This window comes from Sodalis sp. RH14 (assembly GCF_047324285.1).
Lineage (GTDB): Bacteria > Pseudomonadota > Gammaproteobacteria > Enterobacterales > Enterobacteriaceae > Acerihabitans.
On sequence record NZ_CP178739.1, the window covers coordinates 142,286 to 163,926 of the forward strand.

Consider the following 21,641-nt stretch of genomic DNA (forward strand, 5'->3'; position numbering starts at 1 on the left):
AGCAAGATAGCCGGTAGGGTTTGCTGCCTTATGCCCGCGCCGGTCGGCGTGGTCAATATGGCCGCGCCTGATTGCCAATATTTTCAATTAATTCAGTTATATAGTGACAAAAAAAATTCCTCAGGCCAAATGGCAGGCCACCTGCTGCCCGGAAGGTTTGGCGCGCAGGATGGGATGTTCCGCGCGGCAGCGGTCCGTGACATAGGGGCAGCGGGTATGGAAACGGCAGCCCGGGGGCGGCGACAGGGGGCTTGGCAACTCGCCGGCCAGGCTGACCGTGGCGACGCGGTTGGCCGGATCCATGCCGGGCGCCGCGCGCAGCAGCGCCTGGGTATAGGGATGCAGCGGCTGCCGGTACAGGACCTCCGTCGCGCCGGTTTCAATGACTTCACCCAGATACATCACCGCCACGCGATGGGAAATATGCCGTACCAGCCGCAGGTCATGGGCGACAAACAGCACCGTCAGCGCCAGCTTTTGCTGTAAATCCAGCAGCAGGTTCACCACTTGCGCCTGTACCGAGACATCCAGCGCCGACACCAGTTCGTCCGCCACCAGCACTTCCGGCGCCACCGCCAGCGCCCGGGCAATGCCGATGCGCTGGCGCTGGCCGCCGGAAAATTCATGGGGCAGCTTATCCACCGCGTCGGCGGGCAGGCGTACCAGTTCGAGCAGCGCCATGATGCGCGCCGGGATCGCGGCGCGCGGGCACATCCTGTGTACCGAGAGCGCCTCGCGCAATACCTGTCCCACCGTCATGCGCGGGTTAAGCGAGCCATACGGGTCCTGGAAGATCATCTGCACCTGGCGGTTGAAATCGCGCCTTCCCTTGCCGCGCAGCGCGGCGATATCCTGGCCTTTAAAGCGGATACGGCCGTCATCGGCCGCCAGCAGGCCCACCAGCGCCCGCGCCAGCGTTGATTTGCCGCAACCCGATTCGCCCACCACCCCCAGGGTTTCACCCCGCTGTAATTCCAGCCTGACGCCGTTAAGCGCCTGGATAAACTGGGGCGGGTGCCCCTGCAACCGGTGCCAAAGCGATTGTTTTACCGCAAAACGCACCTGTGCGTCCTCGACGCAGATAATCGGTTGTTCGTCCGCCGGGGTTAATCCGTTCATCACAGGCTCCGCGTTTTGACCAGATGTTGATAATGGTGGCAGGCCACGCCCCGGTGGTCCGCCAGGGACAGCAGCGGCGGTACCTGCTGGCGGCACAGATCCGTGGCGTACGCGCAGCGCGGGTTAAAGCTGCAGCCCGGCGGCGGGTCCAACAGCGAGGGCGGCGTGCCCTCGATGGAGAGCAGCGGCGTGCGTTCCACGCCGACCCGCGGCACCGAGCCCATCAAACCCTGGGTATAGGGGTGGCGTGGCGTTGCAAACACCGCACCCACCTCGCCCGATTCCACGATGCGGCCGGCGTACATCACCGCCACCCGATCGCACAGCTGCGCCACCACCCCCAGATCGTGGGTGACGAAAATAATGCCCATATGCAGCCTGTCCCGCAGGGACAGCAGCAGATTAAGGATTTGCTGCTGGATGGTGACGTCCAGCGCGGTGGTCGGCTCATCCGCCAGCAGCAGGCTGGGTTCTCCCGCCAGCGCGATGGCAATCATCACCCGCTGGCGCATGCCGCCGGAAAACTCGTGGGGGTAGTTTTCCAGCCGGCGCCGGGCATCGGGAATGCCGACCTGGTTAAGCAGTTCAACGGTGCGCGCCAGCCGCTGGCGACCGTTAAGCCGCGTATGGGCGCGCAGCGTCTCGTCAATTTGCCGGTGTACCGTTAACACCGGATTGAGGGCGATCATCGGTTCCTGGAAGATCATGGCGATATCGCCGCCGCGGATGCGTTGCAATTCTTGCGGCGCGGCGTCGATGAGTTCCCGTCCCCGCCAGGTCACTGAACCGCTAACCTGGGCCGATCCGGGCATAAGGCGCAGCAGGGAACGCAGCGTCACGCTTTTGCCCGAACCGGATTCGCCCACCAGCCCGAGTATTTCGCCGGGCCGCAGTTCAAAACTGATATCCTGGATGGCCTTTATCATCCCGCGCGGGGTATGGATAACGGTGTTCAGGTTGCTGACCCGCAGGGTATCGTCACCCGGCGCGCCCGGCGCCTTGCCTGGTAATTCAGGGCCTGGCGCTGTCGTGGCATGCATTCTCGACCTCCCTCATCAGCGGTGTCCGGGCCGGAGCCGTTCGGCCAGCACATCGCCCAGCAGGCTGAATCCCAGTCCGGTAAGCACGATGGCCAGGCCGGGGAAAATAGTGATCCACCAGGCGGTATCCATAAAATTCTTGCCGGCGGCGATTAATACTCCCCACTCCGCGGTGGGCGGCTGCGCCCCCAGGCCGAGATAGCCCAGGCTGGAGCCGAGCAAAATAGCCAGCGCCATATCGGTCATCCAGTACACCAGGGTGGTGGTCATGACGTTGGGCAACAAATGTCGGAAAATAATGCGCGGCCGGCTATACCCCATCACCTGGCCGGCGGCAATATAGTCCAGGCGTTTCTGGATACTGACTTCACCGGCGATCAGCCGGGCATAGAACACCCAATAGATAATGCCGACCGCCACATACATGCTGCCCAGGCCCGGGCCGAGGATTGCCACGATGGCTATCACCAGCACCAGCAGCGGGAACGTGATCACCGCGTCCACCACCCGCTGGAACAGCGTTTCCGCCCAGCCGCCGTAAAAACCCACCAATAGCCCGACCAGCGTGCCGAAAACCATGGGGAACAGCGTGGTAAACAGGGCGATTTGCAAATCCACCCGATAGGCGTAGATAACACGTGAAAAAATATCGCGGCCAAAATTATCGGTGCCGAACAGGTGATGCGGGCCGGGCGGTTTCAGGATGGCGCGGTAATCGAACGCCAGCGGATCGTAGGGGGCGATCAGCTGCGGGAAAAAACCGGCGGCCAGGCTGAACAACAGGATGATGGCCGTGGTCAGCAGTGGCCAGGGGATATGCCGCCGCCAGGTACGGGCCGGCATTGATGGCGCCGGATGGACCGTCATCGCGCTCTCCTCGGGTCGATCATGACCTGGACGATATCGGTCACCAGGAAAATAAGCGACACCATTACCGACAGCACGATGACCAGTCCCTGGACCATGGGGTAGTCGCGGCTGAAGATGCTGTCGACCATCAGGCGGCAGATGCCGGGCACGGCAAACACCGTTTCGGTGATCACCGCGCTGCCGATAATGGTGCCGATATTAAGGGCAAACAGACTGACGGTGGGGATAAGCGAATTACGCATCACATGGCGCAGCATAATCACTCGGTTTTTCAGCCCCTTGGCGCGGGCAAAGGTAATGTATTCCGCGTCCAGCACCGCGATAATAGACGTGCGCAGGTTATTGATAAGCACTGCCGCCAGGCTCAGGGCCAGGGTCATCGACGGCAGGAACAGATGGTACAGCTTATCCGTGAAAGTGGCGCCGTAGCCGCCCACCGGAAACCAGTGCAGATGGGCGGAAAACACCGTCAGCAACACCAGACCGATATAAAACGACGGCATGGACAGCGTCACCTGGAAAGAACCGCGGATAGTCATATCGGCGGCGCTATTGCGCTTAAGCGCCGAGACAAAGGCCAGCGGAATCGCCATCAGCAGCGCGAACAGGCCGGCCATGGCGGTCAGCATCAGGCTGACCGGCAGGCGCTCGGCAATCACCCTGGTCACCGGGCTGTGCAGCACATAGGAGTCGCCCAGGTTGCCGGTCAGCACCTGGCGGGCAAAAAAGAAAAATTGCACCGGCAGCGGTTTGTCCAGTCCCAGCTGTGCGTTGATCCTCGCCACGTCGGCCTCGGTGCTGCGATCGCCAATCATGGCGCTGGCGGGATCGCCCGGCAGCAGCCGTACAATGGCGAAAGTCACCACCAGGATCACCAGCAACGTGGGGATAATCAGCAAAATACGTTTAACGATATAGGCAAACTCTGACACCCCTCTCTTCTCCTGTTCCAGGTTCCGGCCGTTAACCTGCGTCGACGTTATTTGCGCGTCAGGTAGGTTTCGGCAAACAGGTTATTGCCCAGCGGAATCTGCACAAAGCCGTGCACCGTCTTATTCAACGCCACCGGATAAGGGCTTTCATACAGCGGCACGATCGGCCCCTGGGCGTTAAAGATCGCCTGGATCTGTTGATAATCGGCCGCGCGTTTTTGCGCATCGATTTCCTGCTGGGATTGCTCAAACAGCTGGTCTACCCGATCGTTTTTCCAGCCCGAATGCACCGCCTGGATATTTTTCGAATAAGCGAAGTAAGAGGTGATTTCATTGGGATCGGCAATATCATCGGTCCAGGTAGATAAGCGCATGCCGAAATCGCCCTTGCGATAGCGGTCGGTTTCCGTGGCGTGGTCCACCTGGGTGATGGTGAGTTTAACGCCCACCTGCGCCCACATCTGCTGCAGGGCGGTGGCGATGCTGATTTCGTCCTCATTGCCGGCCAGCACCATGATATTGGCGCTGAAACCGCTGGCGAAACCGGCCTGATCCAGCAGCTGTTTGGCCTTGGCCGTATCCACCGGATAGAGCGGTTTGTCGCCTACGTGCCCCGGCGTGCCGCTGGAAATATAAGACGTCATCGGCGTGCCGATGCCATAGGTCACCAGTTGGATAATGCCTTGCTTATCGGTGGCGTAGTTCAGCGCCTGGCGCACCTTTTCATTGGCCAGCGGATTGGCCGCGCCCTGGTACTGCGGGCGCACGTTCAGGCTGACGTATTCCACCCGGGTGGAGGGAAACAGTTTCATATCAATGGCCGGATTGGCCTTCAATTCGTTGACGCGCGAATACGGGATAAACTCGGTGGCGTCCAGCTCGCCCGACTGTAACTTCAGGATGCGCGTGGCGTCGTCCGGGACGATCTCGAAGGTAATGCCGTCGAGATAGGGCAGCGGCTTGCCGTCGGCGCCGTTGCGCCAGTAATACGGGTTGCGCACCAGGGTCATGGTGGCGTTATGCTGCCAGGATTTCAGCACATAGGGGCCGGACCCCACCGGATGCTCGGCGAAAGCTTCCGCTTTTTGCTGGTCGGTGGCGCCCGGCGTCGCCTCGAACTGCTTTTTCGGCATGATGGAGGTATTAAACGCCGTCAGGGCGCTGAGGATGGCCGGGTCCGGGTGTTTCAGATGCAGGGTAATGGCGTTGGCGCCGTCAATGGAGACGCTGGCGATGGAATCGACCATAAATTGCCATACCCCGTTGCCGGGCTTGCTGGCGCGTTCCAGCGACCATTTAACATCTTCTGCGGTAATCGGCGATCCATCGGAGAACTTGATATTATCGCGCAGGGTCAGGCTGACGCTTTTGCCGTCGGCGGCGATATTCCATTTGTCCGCCAGGCCCGGTTCGATGCCTTTGCCGTCGGCGGTGGGAAACAGGAGCGTGTCATACAGATTCGACAGGATCCAGATATCGGTATTGTTTTCATTCAATACCGGTTCCAGGAACGAACTATCGCTATAGCGGCCATAGACCAGCGTGCCGCCGCGCTGCACGGTATCCGCCGCCCAGGCGTGGGCCAGTGGTAGCGCGCCCGCCGTCAGCAAGGCGATTAACGTTATCCGATGCATAACCTTCATTGTGCCCATCCCCTTATCGCTTGGAAAATGATCCCCGCCGGAAAATCCCGCGTCACTGTTCTAATGCAGTAGTACGATATTTGAAGCAATGATCGTTTAATGTCAATAAAAGGCAGTAAAAAAGGCATTATTTTGTCATAGGAAAATGCTATAGCCCGTTGAATAGGAAAATATGCCCGCTGTGCTTGCGTTAGCTAAGCTTATAACGATAGTGTATTAGTAAATTAGCACGCATTAATGGGCGCCTTGTGGATTTCCAACTTGATAGAACATTGTCGCTCCCGTTGGGGATGCAGTTGCGGGGGCTGGTGGAGTATGCCATCACCTTCGGCGCGCTGAAGCCGGGGGATAAATTGCCCTCGGTGCGCGACATGGCCGAGCGGGTCGGCGTGGCGCCGATGACCGTGGCGCAGGTTTATCGCGAGTTGAAACAGGCTGAACTGATCTACAGCAAGCCCGGCTCCGGTACCTTTATCGCCGACGCCGCCCAGGTCCTGCGCCACAGCGACAAGCGGTTGACCGATCTGCATCAGCACATCGACGCCTTGATCGATCGGGCGCAGGACCTGTCTTTATCGGCGGCCGACCTCGCCGCCCTGGTCACCAACCGGTTCCATCACCGCCAGCGGCGCGCCAGGACCAAAACGGTGCTGGTGGTGGGTAATTTTATCGAGTCCGCCCGCGATTATGCGCAGATTATCGCCGGCACCCTGGGCGACGGCGCGCAGCTGGACGCGACGACGCTGTCGATACTGACCGCCGATAACCGCGCGCGCGAGCAGGCGCACAGCGCCGATCTGATCCTGACCTTTGCCCACCGCCGGCGCGAGGTGATGAGCCTGCTGCCCGGTATGCGGGTCATTAATATCAGCTTTATCCCCTCCGAGCAGACCCGGCGGGCGCTGGCGTCGCTTGATCCCCTTGCCAGGGTGCTGGTGGTGTCGATCTTCCCGGAGTTTACCGCGCTGATGAAAACCGGGGTGCAGCGCTTCGCCCCGCATGTGCAGTCCATTACTGTGGTGCATCGGGACGACCCTGAACTGAACCGCTATCTGGCGCATGCCGATGTGCTGGTCTACGCCACCGGCGCCGAGGCGTTACAGGACGCCTTATCTCCCGGCCAACAGGCGTTTGAATACCGGCATATTCCTGACAGCGGCGATATCAGGCGTGTGGTGATGCCGCTGCTGACGCCGGATGTGCCCTCCGTGACCGGATTGAAGGAAATATCATGAAAATCAGTGAAATGAATTGGCAGCAGCTGGAAGAATACCTGGGCCGGGACGATCGGGTGGTGGTGCCGCTGGGCAGTACGGAGCAGCATGCGTTTCTCAGCCTGTCGGTGGATTCCATCCTGGCCGAAAAGGTCGCCGTCGAGGCGGCCGAGCCGCTGGGCATACCGGTATTCCCGGTAATGCCTTTCGGCATGACGCCGGCGTTCAGCGATTTTCCCGGCACCATCAGCCTGCGGGTCGGCACTTACCTCCGGCTGCTGTACGATATTCTCGATAATCTGAAACGGCAGGGCTTTAAGCGCGTCCTGCTGGTTAACGGCCACGGCGGCAATATGCCGGCGCAGCATATTATCAGCGAATGGATGGTGGCCAATCCCGAGGTGATGGTACAGCTGCATAACTGGTGGTGCGCGCCGCTCACCTGGGCAAAGGTACAGCAAACCGATCCGGTGGCCTCGCATGCCTCATGGATGGAAAATTTCCCCTGGACCCGGCTGGCGGGCGTCGCCCAGCCGGACCGGCAAAAACCGATGCTCGATCTGGTCGGCTTTCGCAAGCTCAATCCGGCCAAGGCCCGCGCGATGCTGGGCGACGGCAACTACGGCGGGTATTATCAGCGCGCCGACGAGGAGATGCTGGCCCTCTGGCAGGTGGGTGTCGAAGAAACCCGGCGCGTGATGGAACTGCTCTGATCGCCGCCCGGGCAAGGCACCGTGCGGGGAGCCGTTTATGCGGCGGGAGTACCCGCGGCGCGAGCGGCCGCCGGTGCGAGGCCTGGGGCGCGGAGAAATACGTCTTGCCCGGCGTCATGCCCGCAGTGGCGAACGCTTAGCCCTGCTGTTCCCGATGCCGGCATTTACGCTCTTGCGCCACCAACAGCGGGCAGCTCGGGCAATATTCCAGGCCGCTGAGCTTATAGCGCAGGCAGCACAGCCGGCGGATGATTTTCGGGCCGGCGTCGTGCTCCACCACCCGTACCGGCTGATACAGCCGGTTGGGCGCGCCGTCCGTCAGGGTTTTGGTGGCGAGAAACGCCCTGGCTTCCCCGGTATCGGCGCCTTGTTCCGCGGCCATATCGATGCCGTGGGCGACGCGGATGGCGGCGTTGTTCCAGAACAGGCCCGGCCTGATGCCGGCCAACTGGCCGAAGGTCCGGCAAACCGGCAGCACATGCGTCTCCAGCAGCTGCCCGAACAGGGCGGGGATGGCGACGCCGCCGGCGATTTTTGCGCCGCGATCGGCCAGGATAAATTTTTCCGGCACGGCGGATTGCGCTCCCTGGGTAAACTGAATCGCGCGCGGATCCGCCGGCAGCCGCCAGTCATGCAGCAGCGCGATCCTTGTCCAGGGCGCCAGCAGCAGGGCAAAATACCACTGCGACCACATGGAGATCACCGCCGCCCGGTCACCCCCTTCGTTCAGCCTCAGGAACGGCTCCAGTAGCGCCAGCGCCGTTTCCGGCGCGCATAAATCCGCCGCCGAATAGCCCGTTCCGCCGCTGGGAACGGAGAAGAGAAAACTGCCGTTGATATCAATGGCGCATCCGGGGGTGGGTGCTGCTGCGTCAGGCTTCATACGCTTCCTGTATCGATCGGGACTATTGATTAAGGACAAGGCAAAGAGCTTCCGGCAGGCGGGCGGCTTGCGGTCTCTCTCCGAATGCGCATAATAGGCGATCAAAATCAGAATGATAACTATTAATATTTAAAATTTATGCAGACTCATGATGCCTATCGCCGACGTCTTTTACAGGCGATGGCCGTGTTGCCCTGGTGGTTTTCCCGCCGCGCCGCCGCCGCGCCCATACCCGATGCGGCACGTATTATCGCGCTGGAGTGGCGCCCGGCGGAGCTGCTGCTGGCCCTTGGCGTGACGCCGATGGCCATTGCCGACGCGCCGAATTACCGCAGCTGGGTGGCGGAGCCGGCGCTGCCGCCGTCGGTGCTGGACGTGGGGTTGCGCAACGAACCGAATATGGAGGCGATGCAGCGCCTGGCGCCTTCGCTGATCCTGCTATCGGAGGGCTTTGGCCCGGCGCCTGCAAGCGTCGCGTCCATTGCGCCCACCATGACCTTCCGTTTTAGCCGGCAAGGCGATAGGCCTTTGGCCGTGGCCCGCCAGGATATCGTCGCCCTGGCCGGGCGCCTGGGGATGCCGGATCGGGCGCAACGGCATATGGCCGATCTCGACCGGCAACTGGACCAGACCCGGCAGCGGCTGGCGTCTGGATCCCTTCCGCTTCCCCCCGTCTTGCTGTTTTCCTTTATCGACAGCCGCCGCATCATGGTTATCGGCAAAAACAGCCTGCTCCAGGATGTGCTGGATCGGGTGGGGGTGGCGAACGCCTGGGACGGCGAGGAAAATGTTTGGGGCAGCGCAACGGTGGGCCTTGAGCGGCTGGCGCAGTTCCGGGGCGTCAGGGCGCTGTGTTTTCATCGCGGCGCCCAGGATCCCCTGGCGGAAGTGGCCGGTTCTACGCTTTGGCAAACGCTGCCTTTTGTCCGGGAAAAACAGCTGCGGGTGCTGCCCGCGGTGTGGTTTTTCGGCGCCACCCTTGCCGCCATGCGCTTTTGCCGGATGCTCGGGCAGGCGATGGAGCCACGGGCATGAGTAAACGCGTTCCGCGCTTATCCGCCGCATTGGTCCTGGCGTTGTCGCTTGCCGCGCTGTCGCTTGCGGTATTTAATTTAACCCTTCAGCTCGCGCCCGGTTTATGGTGGCGGGCGGCGTGCCATCCCGATACCGGCAGTATTGATCAAATGCTGTTTCACTACAGCCTGCTGCCGCGCACCGCGCTCTCGCTGCTGGTGGGCGCCGGGCTGGGGCTGGTGGGGGTGGTGTTCCAGCAAATACTGCGCAATCCGCTGGCCGAACCCACCACGCTCGGGGTGTCGGCGGGCGCGCAACTGGGGCTCACGGTGGCGACCCTCCTGGCGTTGCCGGGCGACGAGGCGACCCGCCAACTGGCGACGATAGCCGGCGCGCTGGCGGTGGGCGGCCTGGTGTTCGGCGTTTCCTGGGGGCGCCGGTTGTCGCCGGTCACCCTGATTCTGGCGGGATTGGTCCTGGGGCTTTACTGCGGGGCGGCCAAAAGCCTGCTGGCGCTGCTTAACTATGAGCGGCTGCAAACCCTTTTTCTCTGGAGCAGCGGCATGCTCAACCAGCAGGATTGGAGCAGGGTACAGTTCCTGCTGCCCCGGCTGGCCGTCGGCCTGCTGCTGATATTGCTGATGCTGCGACCGCTGATGCTGATGGGATTGGATGACGGCGTGGCGCGCAACCTGGGCCTGGGCCTTATCGCCGCGCGCGTCGGCGGCATCGGCGTGGCGATCGTGTTAAGCGCCTTTCTGGTCAACGCCGCCGGCATTATTGGTTTTATCGGCCTGTTCGCGCCGCTGCTGGCGCGGATGCTCGGGGCCAGGCGCCTGCTGCCCCGTTTAGGGTTTTCCTGCCTGCTGGGCGCGCTGCTGCTGCTGCTCAGCGATCAGCTGATGATCCTGCTGGCCCGGCTGTGGCGGGAAATCCCCACCGGCGCCGCCACCGCCCTGATCGGCGCCCCCCTGTTGCTATGGCTGTTGCCCAGGCTCAGGGAGACCCGCGCCATGGCCGCGGATAACGCCCAGACGCTCAGGCCGGAGCGGCGGATGACGCCGCCGGCCGTACTGGCAGGGGTTGCGCTGCTGGTCCTGGTCGCCGCCGTGGCGCTGACGCTGGGACGCGATAATCATGGCTGGTATTGGTCGCTACAGGAGATGTGGCGCTGGCGCTGGCCGCGCGTGCTGGCGGCCGGCGCGGCCGGCGCCATGCTGGCGGCGGCGGGCACCCTGATTCAGAAAATGACCGGCAACCCGATGGCCAGCCCGGAAGTGCTGGGCATCAGTTCCGGCGCGGCCTTTGGCGTGGTGCTGCTGTTGCTGCTGGTCCCGGACGACGCGTTTGCCTGGCTGCTGCCGGCCGGTAGCCTGGGGGCGGCCCTGACGCTGCTGCTGATTATCGCGCTCTCGCAGCGCGGCGGGTTTTCCAGCGGGCGTTTGCTGCTGGTGGGCATAGCGCTGAGCACGCTGTTCACCACCTTGCTTACCCTGCTGCTGGTCAGCGGCGATCCGCGCATGTCATCGGTGCTGACCTGGCTATCCGGCTCCACCTACAAGGTCAGCGGCGCCCAGGCCATACGCACCGCCGTTATCGCCGTGGTACTGCTGGCGGCGGCGCCCCTGTTGCGCCGCTGGCTGGACCTGCTGCCGCTGGGCGGCGCCACCGCGCGCGCGGCGGGCGTGGCGTTAAAACCGGCGCGTATGGCCATTCTATTGCTGGCCGCCGGGTTGATTGCCACCGCCACCCTGAACGTTGGCCCGCTCAGTTTTATCGGCCTGATGGCGCCGCATATGGCCCGGCTGACCGGATTTCGCCGTCCCATGCCACAGATGCTGGCGGCCTGCCTGCTGGGCGGCGTGCTGATGATGATCGCCGATTGGTGCGGCCGATTTATTATTTTCCCTTATCAAATTCCCGCCGGGCTATTGGCCACCTTCTTCGGCGCGCCCTATTTTATCTATTTACTGCGCCGGCAGGCCGGCTGATGTATTACCCTGGCATCAGGCGCGCTAATCTATTTACACACCACGCCGGCGGACCGGTTAACAGACCGGTGCGCCTGGCCTCGGAACGGTTCATAGCCCGGTATTCCCCCGCGTGTTACAGGGGAATACCGGGCAAATACCCGTCGACGCATGAGATTTGTTAATTTAAGACAAAAGAATTACTAATATCTAAAATATTGTCTTGCAAATAATGCATCCTCTTGCATAATCCTGAACTCTCATAAGAATCATTCTCATTATTATTCAGCAAGGGTTTTCTGCACATGCGTACTGCCGATTTTTCTCCCGTAGGGCGAATCACGTCCTCTCCACGTCTGCTGGCCGTGGTTATCGGCGCGTGCTGCGGCGCGATGGCGTTACCCGCCAACGCCGCCGCCGCATCCAGCGCTGCTAACGCCGCCGCGTCTACCGCCGCCACGCCTGCCGCCAATACGGCCGCGGGCAAGGGTGATACCATTACCGTGGTGGCCGCGCCGGAGACCAACTTCCGTCCGGGCGGCGATCAACTGGTGCCGGCGTATATGGATGGCCAGATCGCCAACGGCGGCCGGGTGGGATTTTTGGGGCAGCAGGACGCCAGTAATGTGCCCTTCAGCGTCGTCGGGTTCACGTCGAAGCTTATCCAGGATCAGCAGGCGCGCACGCTGGCGGATGTGCTGAATAACGATGCCTCGGTGCAACGCGGCTACGGGTACGGCAACTATGCGGAAAACTTCGTGGTGCGGGGATTTACCCTTAATGGCGACGATATCTCCTACGGCGGTTTGTACGGCATATTGCCGCGCCAGATATTGCCCACCGAGTTTGCCGAACGTATCGAATTACTGAAGGGATCCAGCGCATTCCTCAACGGCGTGCCGCCCGGCGGCACCGGGGTCGGCGGTACGGTAAACGTCGAGCCCAAACGCGCCGGCGATGAACCGCTTAACCGCGTTTCCCTGGATTATACCTCCAAATCCCAGGTGGGCGGCGGGGTCGATATCGCCCGTCGTTATGGCGATAACAACCAGTTCGGCGTGCGCATCAACGCGGCGCACCGCGAAGGCGGCAGCGCCATTGATGATGAAAAACGCCGCCTGACCATGGCCTCCATCGGCCTGGATTACCGGGGCGATCGTTTTCGCACCTCGCTTGATCTGGGCGCCAGTAAACAGACGGTACATGGCGGCCGTTCGGTGGTCTACCTGGGCAACGCCACCAAGATTCCCGACGCGCCTTCCGCGACGAATAACTACAGCCAGAAATGGGCTTATACCGATACGGAAAACGAGTTCGGCATGCTGCGCGGAGAATATGACCTGACGGATTCCTGGACCCTCTATGGCGCGGTCGGCGCCAATCACGATCATGAGAACGGCGATTACTCGTCGCCGACGTTGAGCGATGATAACGGCAACGGCACCATGAGCCGGCTGACAGTACCGTATTTTTCCGACAGTTTTGCCAGCCAGGCGGGGATTCGCGGTAAATTCAATACCGGCTTCGTGAAACACAACGTCAATGTCGGCTTCTCCACCCTCAACCGTAAGGTGAGCACCGCCTACACCATGTCAGGCGCGACGATAACCAATAATATCTACGATCCGCACTATTCCGACAGGCCGGAGGAAAACCTCTATACCGGCGGTCATATGGGCGATCCGGGCGTCTTCAACCGGGTGCGCAACAACGGTATCGCCATCGCCGACACCATGTCGGTACTGGATGACAAAGTGCAGCTGACCGCCGGCGCCCGGCGCCAAAACGTAGTGGTGGCCAATTACGCCTACACCGGCGAGCAAAGCAGCCAGTTCGATGAAACCAAGGTGACCCCGGCCTTCGGCCTGGTGGTTAAACCCTGGGATCATATTTCGCTGTACGCCAACCATATCGAAGCGTTGCAGGCCGGTGATAGCGCGGGCCTGACCTATAACGGCGATCTGGTAACCAACGGCGGGCAGGTGGCCGGCATCCAGACCTCCAAGCAAAACGAAGTGGGGATCAAGGCGGACTATGGCCGCGTCGCCGGTTCGGTGGCGCTGTTTGAAATCAAGAAACCGGTCGGCGTGTATACCCGCAACGGCGCCGACAGCTATTCGTTCAACAACAGCGGCGAGGTGCGTAACCGAGGCCTGGAGCTGAACGTCTTTGGCGAACCGATCTACGGCGTGCGCTTAAACGGCAGCATGGCCTGGATGGACCCGGAAATGACCAAGACCCAAGACGGCACTTACGACGGCAATGACGCCATCGGTATCCCGCGCTACCAGATGGTGCTGGGCGGCGAATGGGATATTCCCGGCCTGACCGGCATTACCGCCACCGGCAAGGTGATTCATACCGGCTCGCAGTATGCCGATTCGGCCAACAACCTGAAGGTGGATAGCTGGAACCGCCTGGACCTGGGCCTGCGCTACAATATGAACCTGCCGAAAAACAATATTATCTGGCGTGCCGGCGTGGAAAACGTCACCAACGAGAAGTATTGGGCTTCGGCCACCGGCGGTTACCTGACCCAGGGCGACCCGCGCCAAGCGAAAGTGTCCATGACGGTCGACTTCTGATAACGCGCCGGGCATAAAAAAACCGCACCGGCCCCGGCCGTTGCGGTTTTTTTTCTGGTATTTGCGCCGCCTTTGACGACATATCCGCCGTTAGATGCGTCACGCGTGCAGCGTTGGCCGCACGCGGTCGACCTATTAGAAGTCGACGCTCATGGAAAGCTTCAATTCACGCGGGTCGCCCTGGAAAACATAGGTGCCGGTTTCTTCCACCGATGACCAGTAATTTTCATTAGTGACGTTTTCGACACCGGCGCGCCAGACCACGTTATGCTCCTTAAGGCTGGTGGTGTAGCGCGCGGCCAGGTCCAGGCGGGTCCAGGAATCAAGCTTTACCGTATTAGCCTCGTTCATATATTGCGAGCCGGCGTGAGTTACGGTGCCGGTGGCGGTCAGTCCTTCAACGCCCGGGATATCCCATTCCCCGTTCAGCACCGCTTGGTATTTCGGCACGCCGACGGCATCGTTGCCATCATTGACCCCATTAAGGGTTCGGGACAGTTCGCTGTCTATCCAGGTGACGCTGCCAAGCAGGCGCACGCCGTATAGCGGCTCGCCGAACACATTGAGCTCTATGCCGCGATTTTTTTGTTCGCCGTTCAGGCCGTAAATATTGCTGGTCGGATCGGTAAAGCCGTTGGGCCGTTTAATTTCAAACAACGCCACCGAACCGGCGACGCGGCCGAAATCGGCTTTAATCCCCATTTCATTCTGTTTGGATAACACCGTGCCGGTAACATAACCGGCGTTAGCCGTTCTCGAAGGCGCGGTCTTGCCCGGCTGCAGCGCTTCGATATGGTTGGCGTAAAGGGAAATATGTTCCCAGGGTTTGACCACCAAGCCATATGCGGGCGTGATTTTCATCGCGTCAAAGGCGCTGGCGCCGTCTTCGACGCCGGTGTAGCTGTAATTGCGGATGCGAATTTCCTGGCGCCGCGCCCCAAGCGTTAGCAGTACCCGATCGTCCAGCGCCGAGAGCGTATCGGATACGGACGCGCCGGTGGTATTGGTGCGGCTGCGGGTCACCGGATGATGCAGTGAACTGGCGGAATACAGCGTCGGCGGATTATCAACCTGCACCGGATCGTATATGTTAGTCCGCGATGTCGAGCCCGATAGGGTATAGCCGGCGCGGGTTTGGGTATTGACACCCGAATAGCCGACGTTCACGTTATGCTTGATCACGCCGGTATGAAACGTCCCGCGGATGCCGGTCATGCCGGAGAAATTATCGCTGCTGTAACCGGTTGACAGACGGCTTATGCTCGCGTCGCCCTGGCTGTTAAGCACCGTCGCAGCGGTATAGGAGCCCAATTCATCGTTACGGCTGGCGCCGATGGCGGAATAAAACGTCCAGTTCTCGGTGATGTCATATTCGCCGCGCAGCATGCCGAATTGGGTCTTCAGATCGGAATAGGCCCACTGCGGGCTGTAATTGGTGGAAGCATCCGGCAGGGCGGGCAGGTCCGTCATGTTGGGCCCAAGCTTCAATCCCATCCGGCCGCCGTGGTCGGTCTGTTTCTGGTAACCCCCGTCCAGCGACGCGCGAAAACGATCGCCGCGGTAATCCAGGCCGACCGAGGCCAGGGTGGTGCGTTCCTTCGCGTCGTGCACCGCCGTTTCCCCTTCGCGCTGCAGGACGTTGGCGCGTACGCCAAACTGGTTGTTATCGCCAAAGCGGCGCCCGGCATCCACCGATGTCCCGATGCGTGATTTGGTGCTGTAGTCCGTTCCCAGACGCACCAGCGGGTCGTCGCCGGCGTGTTTCGGCTCCAGGTTAATTGCGCCCCCGACGCCGCTGCCTCCCGGCGGTACGCCGTTGAGGAAGGCGTTGGAACCTTTGAAAATTTCGACTCGATCTATCATCTGGGTGGAAATAATCTGACGCGGCATCACACCATAAAGCCCTCCCAGGGAAATATCCTGGCCGTCGACCTGGAAACCCCGGATCCGATAGCTTTCGGCAATATTACCGTAGCCGCCGGCCAACTGTACCGATGCATCGTTGCGCACGACATCGGACAGCGTTTTCGCCTGCTGATCCTCAATCATCTTGGCGGTAAAGCTTATTACATTGAATGGCACGTCAAGCGCGCTCTGTTCCCCCAGGATGCCCAAGCGAGCGCCATTGGCCACTTGTCCGTCCAGGTATGCCGGCACCGGCTGGTCACCACCGGGTTTAAACGCCTGCGGCGCGGCGACCACGGTAATCACGTCGTCCTTTGCACCGGTGGCGGCGGGGGTCGCTGTAGGGGCGGCGGGGAGCAGCGTTGCCCCAGCGACATGGCCACTTAATACGGAACTGAGGACTAGGGCCAGGGAACGGCGAACCCTAAACCGCCGCCCTACCAGTGAACACATACGCATAACATCCCTTAATGATAAAGATAATGAGTTTCATTCTTAGGTGGCTAATTATCAATAATTGGAATTCATTTGCAACAATTAGTAAGAATTACATTTGCAATTGCCTGCGAAAAACCAGGCGATCACAGCGGATGGCGCAAGGGGTGGTCTACAGTAATAACAGGCAATCCCTTCAAGGAGCGCGCGATGCTATCCGTTCATCACCTGAATAAATCCAGATCACACCGTATCCTGTGGCTATTGGAAGAGCTTGATCTGCCCTACGACGTTTTTTATTACCAGCGGGATAAACATATGCTGGCGCCTGAAACGCTGAAAATAATCCATCCGCTGGGCAAATCACCCATTCTCACCGACGGCGCGCTGACCCTGGCGGAATCGGGCGCCATTATTGATTATGTGCTGGATCGCTACGACGGCGCGTTCCTGCTCGCGCCGCAGGACAGTGGCAGCGAGGAGTGGGTACGGTATCGCTACTGGCTGCATTATGCCGAAGGGTCGTTAATGCCGTTACTGGTGATGAAGCTGATTTTCGGCATGCTGGGTAAACCGCCGGTACCGCTGCTGGCAAGGCCCATCGGCGCGGCGGTGGGCAAGGGGGTATCGCGCAAATATCTCGATCCCCAGTTGCTGACCCATTGCCGGTATCTGGAGAATCATCTCAGCCAGTATCTCTGGTTCGCCGGCGACCGGTTCAGCGCGGCGGATATCCAGATGAGCTTTCCGCTGGAGGGCCTGGCGACGCGCGTGGGCATTGACGGGTACCCGTCGCTGCGGTCTTATCTTGATAAACTGCGGCAGCGGCCGGCCTACCAGCGGGCGAAAGAGCGCGAGCAGCCGCCCGGGACAGCCTGAGGACCCCCGCCAAATCAATAAAGTGTCAGCTAAAGGAACTTTCGGTTGAAATCCCCCCGCCGGGGGCAGGATAATCCCCGCCCTCGCATGGTTATATCATCGCAATCGTGACGGTAAGTGATGATGAAGCAACATAATCCCAGGGGATTTTTTATGTCCAGTTCCATCCAACCGGCCAGCGACAACGCCCGGCCGCGCTCCTCGCTTGATGCCTGGTTCCAGATTTCCGCGCGCGGCAGTACCCTGCGCCAGGAAGTATTGGCCGGCCTGACCACGTTTCTGGCCATGGTGTATTCGGTGATCGTGGTGCCCGGCATGTTGGGCAAGGCCGGGTTTCCGCCGGCGGCGGTATTTGTCGCCACCTGCCTGGTGGCGGCGTTCGGTTCGCTGTTGATGGGGCTATGGGCCAACCTGCCGATGGCGATCGGCTGCGCCATTTCCCTTACCGCCTTTACCGCGTTCAGCCTGGTCTTGGGCCAGCATATCAGCGTGCCGGTGGCGTTGGGCGCGGTATTCCTGATGGGGGTGGCGTTTACCCTGATTTCCGCCACCGGCATCCGCTCCTGGATCCTGCATAACCTGCCTATGGGCGTGGCCCACGGCACCGGTATCGGCATCGGCCTGTTTTTATTGATTATTGCCGCCAACGGCGTCGGCCTGGTGGTAAAGAACCCTATCGAAGGCCTGCCGGTGGCCTTGGGTCATTTTGCCTCGTTCCCGGTCATGATGGCGCTGACGGGGCTGGCGGCCATTTTTGGCCTGGAAAAGCTGCGGGTGCCGGGCGGCATTTTGCTGGTGATTATCGCCATCTCGCTGCTGGGCCTGATATTTGATCCCCAGGTCAGCTATCGCGGGCTGTTTGCCTTGCCGACCCTGTCCGACGCCGAGGGGCATTCGCTGATTTTTAACCTGGATATCAAGGGCGCGCTGCAGCCGGCGGTATTGCCAAGCGTGCTGGCGCTGGTGATGACGGCGGTGTTCGACGCCACGGGCACCATTCGCGCGGTGGCCGGGCAGGCCAACCTGCTGGATAAGGATGGCCAGATTATCAACGGCGGCCGCGCGCTGACCGCGGATTCCCTGAGCAGTATCTTTTCGTCGCTGGTGGGCGCGTCCCCGGCCGCGGTCTATATCGAATCCGCCGCCGGGACCGCCGCCGGCGGCAAGACCGGGCTGACCGCGACCATTGTCGGTCTGCTGTTCCTGGTGATCCTGTTTTTATCGCCGCTGTCTTATCTGGTGCCGGCGTACGCCACAGCACCCGCGCTGATGTATGTCGGCCTGCTGATGCTCAGCAACGTCGCCAAACTGGATTTCAGCGATTTTGTCGACGCGATGTCGGGACTGCTGTGCGCGACCTTTATCGTGCTGACCTGCAACATCGTCACCGGTATCATGCTGGGCTTCGGATCGCTGGTTATCGGCCGGGTTTTTGCCGGGGAATGGCGCAGGCTAAACGTCGGCACGGTGCTTATCGCCGTGGCGCTGGTCACGTTTTACGCCGGCGGCTGGGCTATCTGAGGGGGTTAATGCCGGCGTGACGCGGCTACCCGCCGTCGCGCGGGTTATTTGCGCAGCTTTATCTTGCTTCCAGGCCGCGCCGGTTTCTTTAACCGGCGCGGTTTTTTATTGCTATCCCGGCGCCGCTACCCGATCGGGGGATAAAAAAAAACCGCCCATGGCCGATAACAGGTTTTTAACTTTTGGCAAAATGATCTACTATCAAAACTCGCGTTTCAGGCCAGGACCCCGCTCCAGGGCCAGACGGTAAACGTTGCCAGAAGGACAGACTAAGGTAAGCATGGAAATCTTTTTTACAATTCTGATCCTCACCTTGATTGTATCCCTGTCGGGTGTGATTACGCGTATTTTGCCGTTTCAAATTCCCCTGCCGTTAATGCAGATTGCGCTGGGCGCGCTGCTGGCCTGGCCGCAGTTCGGCCTGCACGTGGATTTTAACCCGGAACTGTTCCTGGTGCTGTTTATCCCGCCGCTGCTGTTCGCCGACGGCTGGAAAACACCGGCGCGGGAATTTTTACGCCACGGCGGCGAAATCGTGGCGCTGGCCCTGGTGCTGGTGCTGATTACCGTGGTCGGGGTCGGTTACCTGATTTACTGGATGGTGCCCGGCATTCCGCTGGTGGCGGCGCTGGCGCTGGCGGCGGTATTGTCGCCCACCGATGCCGTGGCGCTTTCCGGCATCGTCGGCGAAGGCCGCATCCCCAAGAAGCTGATGGACATCCTGCAGGGCGAGGCGCTGATGAACGATGCGTCCGGCCTGGTCTCGCTGAAGTTCGCCATTGCCGTGGCCATGGGCACCATGGTGTTTACCGTGGGCGGCGCCACGCTTGAGTTCGTGAAAGTGGCGGCCGGCGGTTTACTGGCCGGCGTGGCGGTGACCTGGGCCTATAGCAAGTCGTTGCGGCTGATCAACCGCTGGAGCGGCGACGACCCCGCCACCCAAACGGTATTGCTGCTGCTGTTGCCCTTTGCCTCCTACCTGATCGCCGAACATCTCGGCGTGTCCGGTATCCTGGCGGCGGTGGCCTCCGGCATGACTATCGGCCAGTCCGGCATTATCCGCAACGCGCCGCTGGCCATGCGCCTGCGCGCCAATAGCGTCTGGGCGATGCTGGAGTTCGTGTTTAACGGCATGGTGTTTATCCTGCTGGGCCTGCAGTTCCCGGAAATCCTGGCCACCTCCATTACCCAGGCCGAGCTGGATCCGACCATCGAAACCTGGATGCTGTTTACCGATATCGTGGTGATCTATGCGGCGCTGATGCTGCTGCGGTTCGTCTGGCTATTATTGATGAAAAAATTCAGCCAGCGGTTTTTGCATAAACGGCCGATGGTGTTTGGCGACTACAGCATGCGCGAAATCCTTATCGCCTCCTTTGCCGGGGTGCGCGGCGCCATCACCCTGGCCGGCGTGCTGTCGATCCCGCTGCTGCTGAGCGACGGCGCCGCGTTTCCTTCCCGCTACCAACTGGTGTTTATCGCCGCCGGGGTGATCCTGTTTTCGCTGATCTGCGGGGTGATCGCCCTGCCGCTGCTGCTGCGCGGCATCGTGGTATCGGATAAGGCGCTGAACCGCAAGGAAGAGCGCATGGCGCGCGCCGCCGCCGCCGAGGTGGCTATCGAAAGCCTGCGTAAAATGCAGGAGCGGCTGGCCAACGATAATGAAGAAAATATCGACACTCAGCTGCTTAACGAGGTTAGCGCGCGGGTTGTCGGCAACCTGCGCCGGCGCGTCGACGGCAAAAGCGACCAGGGCGACGCGCTGCTGGCGGAAAACCTGGAGCGGCGCATGCGGCTCAATGCGCTGCGCGCCGAACGGGGCGAGTATTATCATCTGCGCGCCCAGCAGAAAATCAGCAATGAAACCCTGATGAAGCTGCTGCACGATCTGGATTTGCTCGAGGCGCTGCTCATCGAGCGGGAATAATGCCCGGGGGCGTCCGGCGGGGAAGCGCGCTGATGTCCGTTTATGGCCGCGTGCGGCTATGCGCTGGCGTGCCGTTTAGCGCGCGTCGGCGGGTTTCGGCTGCGGCCAATGCTGGCGGCAGGCGGTTATCCAGGCCTGGGCGCCATGGGACAGATAACTGTCCTGGCGCCAAATAAGCCCCAGCCGCCACATCATCAACGGCGCTACCGGCAGCGACAGCAGCCGGGTTTTATCCAGCCGCCGGCAGATGGGCTCGGGCAGGATGGCTATGCCGATGCCCGCTTCCACCATGGCCGCCAGAAAATCCCATTGCCCGCTGCGCACCGCGATTTGCGCCGTGATGCCCCCGGCCTGGAAGGCGGTCATCAACTGCCGGTAAAGCGCAAAATCCTCGTTATAGATTAATATCGGCCAGCTCCCCAACTCGGCAAAAGGCACTGTGTCGCGCCTGAGCCACGGCGCTGCGCGCGGCACCACCGCGCATAACGGGTGGCCAAACAGGGGCAATATGGCCAGGGCGGCTTCGGTATCAGGCGTCAGCGCGGTCAGCGCCACATCCAGCTCGCCGGACAATACCGCCTGCTGTACCGTCAAACCGCCAAATTCGGCGATCTGCAATTCTATACCGGGGTACTGGCGGCGGAAATCGCGGATCAGATCCGCCATCTGCGTGCCGACCATAGGGGGAATGCCCAGCCGCAGGCGGCCTTTTTTCAGCGAGCCGATATCCTCAAGCTCCGTCTCCAGCTGGCGGAATTGATCCAGAATGCCCAGCCCGCGGTGATACACCGCCTGCCCGCTGTCGGTCAGGCGCAGCCTGCGTCCCTCGCGGATCAGCAACGTGCAGTCCAGCTCCTCCTCCAGATGTTTGAGCATTTTGCTGATGGTGGGCTGGGTAACGAATAAGCTTTGCGCCGCGCGCGTAAAGCTTTGCTGTTTGACCACTTCGACAAAATATCGCAGGGTGCGGATATCCATGACTATTCCAATG

The 21,641-nt window shown here is 61.0% G+C and carries 16 protein-coding genes; 8 read left to right on the forward strand and 8 right to left on the reverse strand.

Translation table 11 applies throughout. The annotated features are described in order from the left end of the window. Positions 1-120: 120 nt before the first annotated feature. The 5 genes from ACL2XQ_RS00645 to ACL2XQ_RS00665 are packed head-to-tail and all read right to left on the reverse strand — an operon-like array spanning position 121 to position 5,604. Positions 121-1,119 (reverse strand): ABC transporter ATP-binding protein, encoded by a 999-nt coding sequence (locus ACL2XQ_RS00645; protein WP_413727357.1) that lies wholly within the window; start codon positions 1,117-1,119, stop codon positions 121-123. After that, on the reverse strand, positions 1,119-2,159 hold the full coding sequence (locus ACL2XQ_RS00650) for an ABC transporter ATP-binding protein (protein ID WP_410012574.1): 1,041 nt from the start codon (positions 2,157-2,159) through the stop codon (positions 1,119-1,121). Before ACL2XQ_RS00650 ends, ACL2XQ_RS00645 begins: the two co-directional genes overlap by 1 nt. A gap of 15 nt (positions 2,160-2,174) precedes the next feature. Then, positions 2,175-3,026 (reverse strand): ABC transporter permease, encoded by an 852-nt coding sequence (locus tag ACL2XQ_RS00655; protein ID WP_413721870.1) that lies wholly within the window; start codon positions 3,024-3,026, stop codon positions 2,175-2,177. Continuing rightward, positions 3,023-3,961, reverse strand: a complete 939-nt coding sequence (locus tag ACL2XQ_RS00660; protein ID WP_410012572.1) for an ABC transporter permease — start codon at positions 3,959-3,961, stop codon at positions 3,023-3,025. The genes ACL2XQ_RS00655 and ACL2XQ_RS00660 overlap by 4 nt, the downstream gene beginning before the upstream one ends. Before the next feature lie 47 nt (positions 3,962-4,008). Further along, a complete protein-coding gene (locus ACL2XQ_RS00665) occupies positions 4,009-5,604 on the reverse strand; it encodes an ABC transporter substrate-binding protein (RefSeq protein ID WP_410012571.1) in 1,596 nt (531 codons plus the stop codon). Between the two features lie 248 nt (positions 5,605-5,852). Between ACL2XQ_RS00665 and ACL2XQ_RS00670 the strand changes: the two genes are divergently transcribed. Together ACL2XQ_RS00670 and ACL2XQ_RS00675 are read left to right on the forward strand one after the other, a co-directional pair. Then, on the forward strand, positions 5,853-6,839 hold the full coding sequence (locus ACL2XQ_RS00670) for a GntR family transcriptional regulator (protein ID WP_410012570.1): 987 nt from the start codon (positions 5,853-5,855) through the stop codon (positions 6,837-6,839). Further along, on the forward strand, positions 6,836-7,531 hold the full coding sequence (locus tag ACL2XQ_RS00675) for a creatininase family protein (RefSeq protein WP_410012569.1): 696 nt from the start codon (positions 6,836-6,838) through the stop codon (positions 7,529-7,531). Before ACL2XQ_RS00670 ends, ACL2XQ_RS00675 begins: the two co-directional genes overlap by 4 nt. 136 nt (positions 7,532-7,667) lie before the next feature. Here ACL2XQ_RS00675 and fhuF read toward each other — a convergent pair whose 3' ends face one another. Then, positions 7,668-8,414 carry a siderophore-iron reductase FhuF gene (gene fhuF / locus ACL2XQ_RS00680; RefSeq protein WP_413729068.1) on the reverse strand — a complete coding sequence of 249 codons (747 nt, stop codon included), beginning with the start codon at positions 8,412-8,414 and terminating at the stop codon, positions 7,668-7,670. Between the two features lie 138 nt (positions 8,415-8,552). On the opposite strand from fhuF, the gene fhuD reads away from it, so the two are divergent. The 3 genes from fhuD to ACL2XQ_RS00695 all read left to right on the forward strand — a co-directional run bounded on the left by fhuD (position 8,553) and on the right by ACL2XQ_RS00695 (position 13,983). Continuing rightward, positions 8,553-9,449, forward strand: coding sequence for a Fe(3+)-hydroxamate ABC transporter substrate-binding protein FhuD (fhuD, locus tag ACL2XQ_RS00685; RefSeq protein ID WP_413727353.1), 897 nt, complete (start codon positions 8,553-8,555; stop codon positions 9,447-9,449). Next, a complete protein-coding gene (gene fhuB / locus ACL2XQ_RS00690; RefSeq protein ID WP_413739929.1) occupies positions 9,446-11,419 on the forward strand; it encodes a Fe(3+)-hydroxamate ABC transporter permease FhuB in 1,974 nt (657 codons plus the stop codon). The genes fhuD and fhuB overlap by 4 nt, the downstream gene beginning before the upstream one ends. A 284-nt stretch (positions 11,420-11,703) precedes the next feature. Next, positions 11,704-13,983, forward strand: a complete 2,280-nt coding sequence (locus ACL2XQ_RS00695) for a TonB-dependent receptor (protein WP_413721876.1) — start codon at positions 11,704-11,706, stop codon at positions 13,981-13,983. A 135-nt stretch (positions 13,984-14,118) separates the two neighbouring features. Here the strand turns inward: ACL2XQ_RS00695 and ACL2XQ_RS00700 are convergent, their stop codons facing one another. After that, positions 14,119-16,341, reverse strand: a complete 2,223-nt coding sequence (locus tag ACL2XQ_RS00700) for a TonB-dependent receptor (RefSeq protein WP_413721877.1) — start codon at positions 16,339-16,341, stop codon at positions 14,119-14,121. Positions 16,342-16,533: 192 nt separating this feature from the next. Between ACL2XQ_RS00700 and ACL2XQ_RS00705 the strand changes: the two genes are divergently transcribed. The 3 genes from ACL2XQ_RS00705 (at position 16,534) to ACL2XQ_RS00715 (ending at position 20,650) form a co-directional block, all read left to right on the forward strand. Beyond that, positions 16,534-17,202 (forward strand): glutathione S-transferase, encoded by a 669-nt coding sequence (locus ACL2XQ_RS00705; RefSeq protein ID WP_410012564.1) that lies wholly within the window; start codon positions 16,534-16,536, stop codon positions 17,200-17,202. 153 nt (positions 17,203-17,355) lie between these two features. Next, a complete protein-coding gene (locus ACL2XQ_RS00710; RefSeq protein ID WP_410012563.1) occupies positions 17,356-18,723 on the forward strand; it encodes an NCS2 family permease in 1,368 nt (455 codons plus the stop codon). 280 nt (positions 18,724-19,003) lie between these two features. Then, complete coding sequence (locus tag ACL2XQ_RS00715; protein ID WP_410012562.1) at positions 19,004-20,650, forward strand: Na+/H+ antiporter; 1,647 nt, start codon at positions 19,004-19,006, stop codon at positions 20,648-20,650. Between the two features lie 75 nt (positions 20,651-20,725). On the opposite strand, the gene ACL2XQ_RS00720 is transcribed toward ACL2XQ_RS00715, so the two are convergent. Next, complete coding sequence (locus tag ACL2XQ_RS00720; protein WP_410012561.1) at positions 20,726-21,628, reverse strand: LysR family transcriptional regulator; 903 nt, start codon at positions 21,626-21,628, stop codon at positions 20,726-20,728. Between the last annotated feature and the right edge of the window lie 13 nt (positions 21,629-21,641).

Bases quoted from the DNA above. Each gene is read 5' to 3' on its own strand.
- fhuF (WP_413729068.1), bottom strand. From the start codon at position 8,414: ATGAAGCCTGACGCAGCAGCACCCACCCCCGGATGCGCCATTGATATC.
- ACL2XQ_RS00705 (WP_410012564.1), top strand. From the start codon at position 16,534: ATGCTATCCGTTCATCACCTGAATAAATCCAGATCACACCGTATCCTG.
- ACL2XQ_RS00645 (WP_413727357.1), bottom strand. From the start codon at position 1,119: ATGAACGGATTAACCCCGGCGGACGAACAACCGATTATCTGCGTCGAG.
- ACL2XQ_RS00675 (WP_410012569.1), top strand. From the start codon at position 6,836: ATGAAAATCAGTGAAATGAATTGGCAGCAGCTGGAAGAATACCTGGGC.
- ACL2XQ_RS00665 (WP_410012571.1), bottom strand. From the start codon at position 5,604: ATGAAGGTTATGCATCGGATAACGTTAATCGCCTTGCTGACGGCGGGC.
- fhuB (WP_413739929.1), top strand. From the start codon at position 9,446: ATGAGTAAACGCGTTCCGCGCTTATCCGCCGCATTGGTCCTGGCGTTG.
- ACL2XQ_RS00700 (WP_413721877.1), bottom strand. From the start codon at position 16,341: ATGTGTTCACTGGTAGGGCGGCGGTTTAGGGTTCGCCGTTCCCTGGCC.
- fhuD (WP_413727353.1), top strand. From the start codon at position 8,553: ATGCAGACTCATGATGCCTATCGCCGACGTCTTTTACAGGCGATGGCC.
- ACL2XQ_RS00710 (WP_410012563.1), top strand. From the start codon at position 17,356: ATGTCCAGTTCCATCCAACCGGCCAGCGACAACGCCCGGCCGCGCTCC.
- ACL2XQ_RS00655 (WP_413721870.1), bottom strand. From the start codon at position 3,026: ATGACGGTCCATCCGGCGCCATCAATGCCGGCCCGTACCTGGCGGCGG.
- ACL2XQ_RS00715 (WP_410012562.1), top strand. From the start codon at position 19,004: ATGGAAATCTTTTTTACAATTCTGATCCTCACCTTGATTGTATCCCTG.
- ACL2XQ_RS00695 (WP_413721876.1), top strand. From the start codon at position 11,704: ATGCGTACTGCCGATTTTTCTCCCGTAGGGCGAATCACGTCCTCTCCA.
- ACL2XQ_RS00720 (WP_410012561.1), bottom strand. From the start codon at position 21,628: ATGGATATCCGCACCCTGCGATATTTTGTCGAAGTGGTCAAACAGCAA.
- ACL2XQ_RS00650 (WP_410012574.1), bottom strand. From the start codon at position 2,159: ATGCATGCCACGACAGCGCCAGGCCCTGAATTACCAGGCAAGGCGCCG.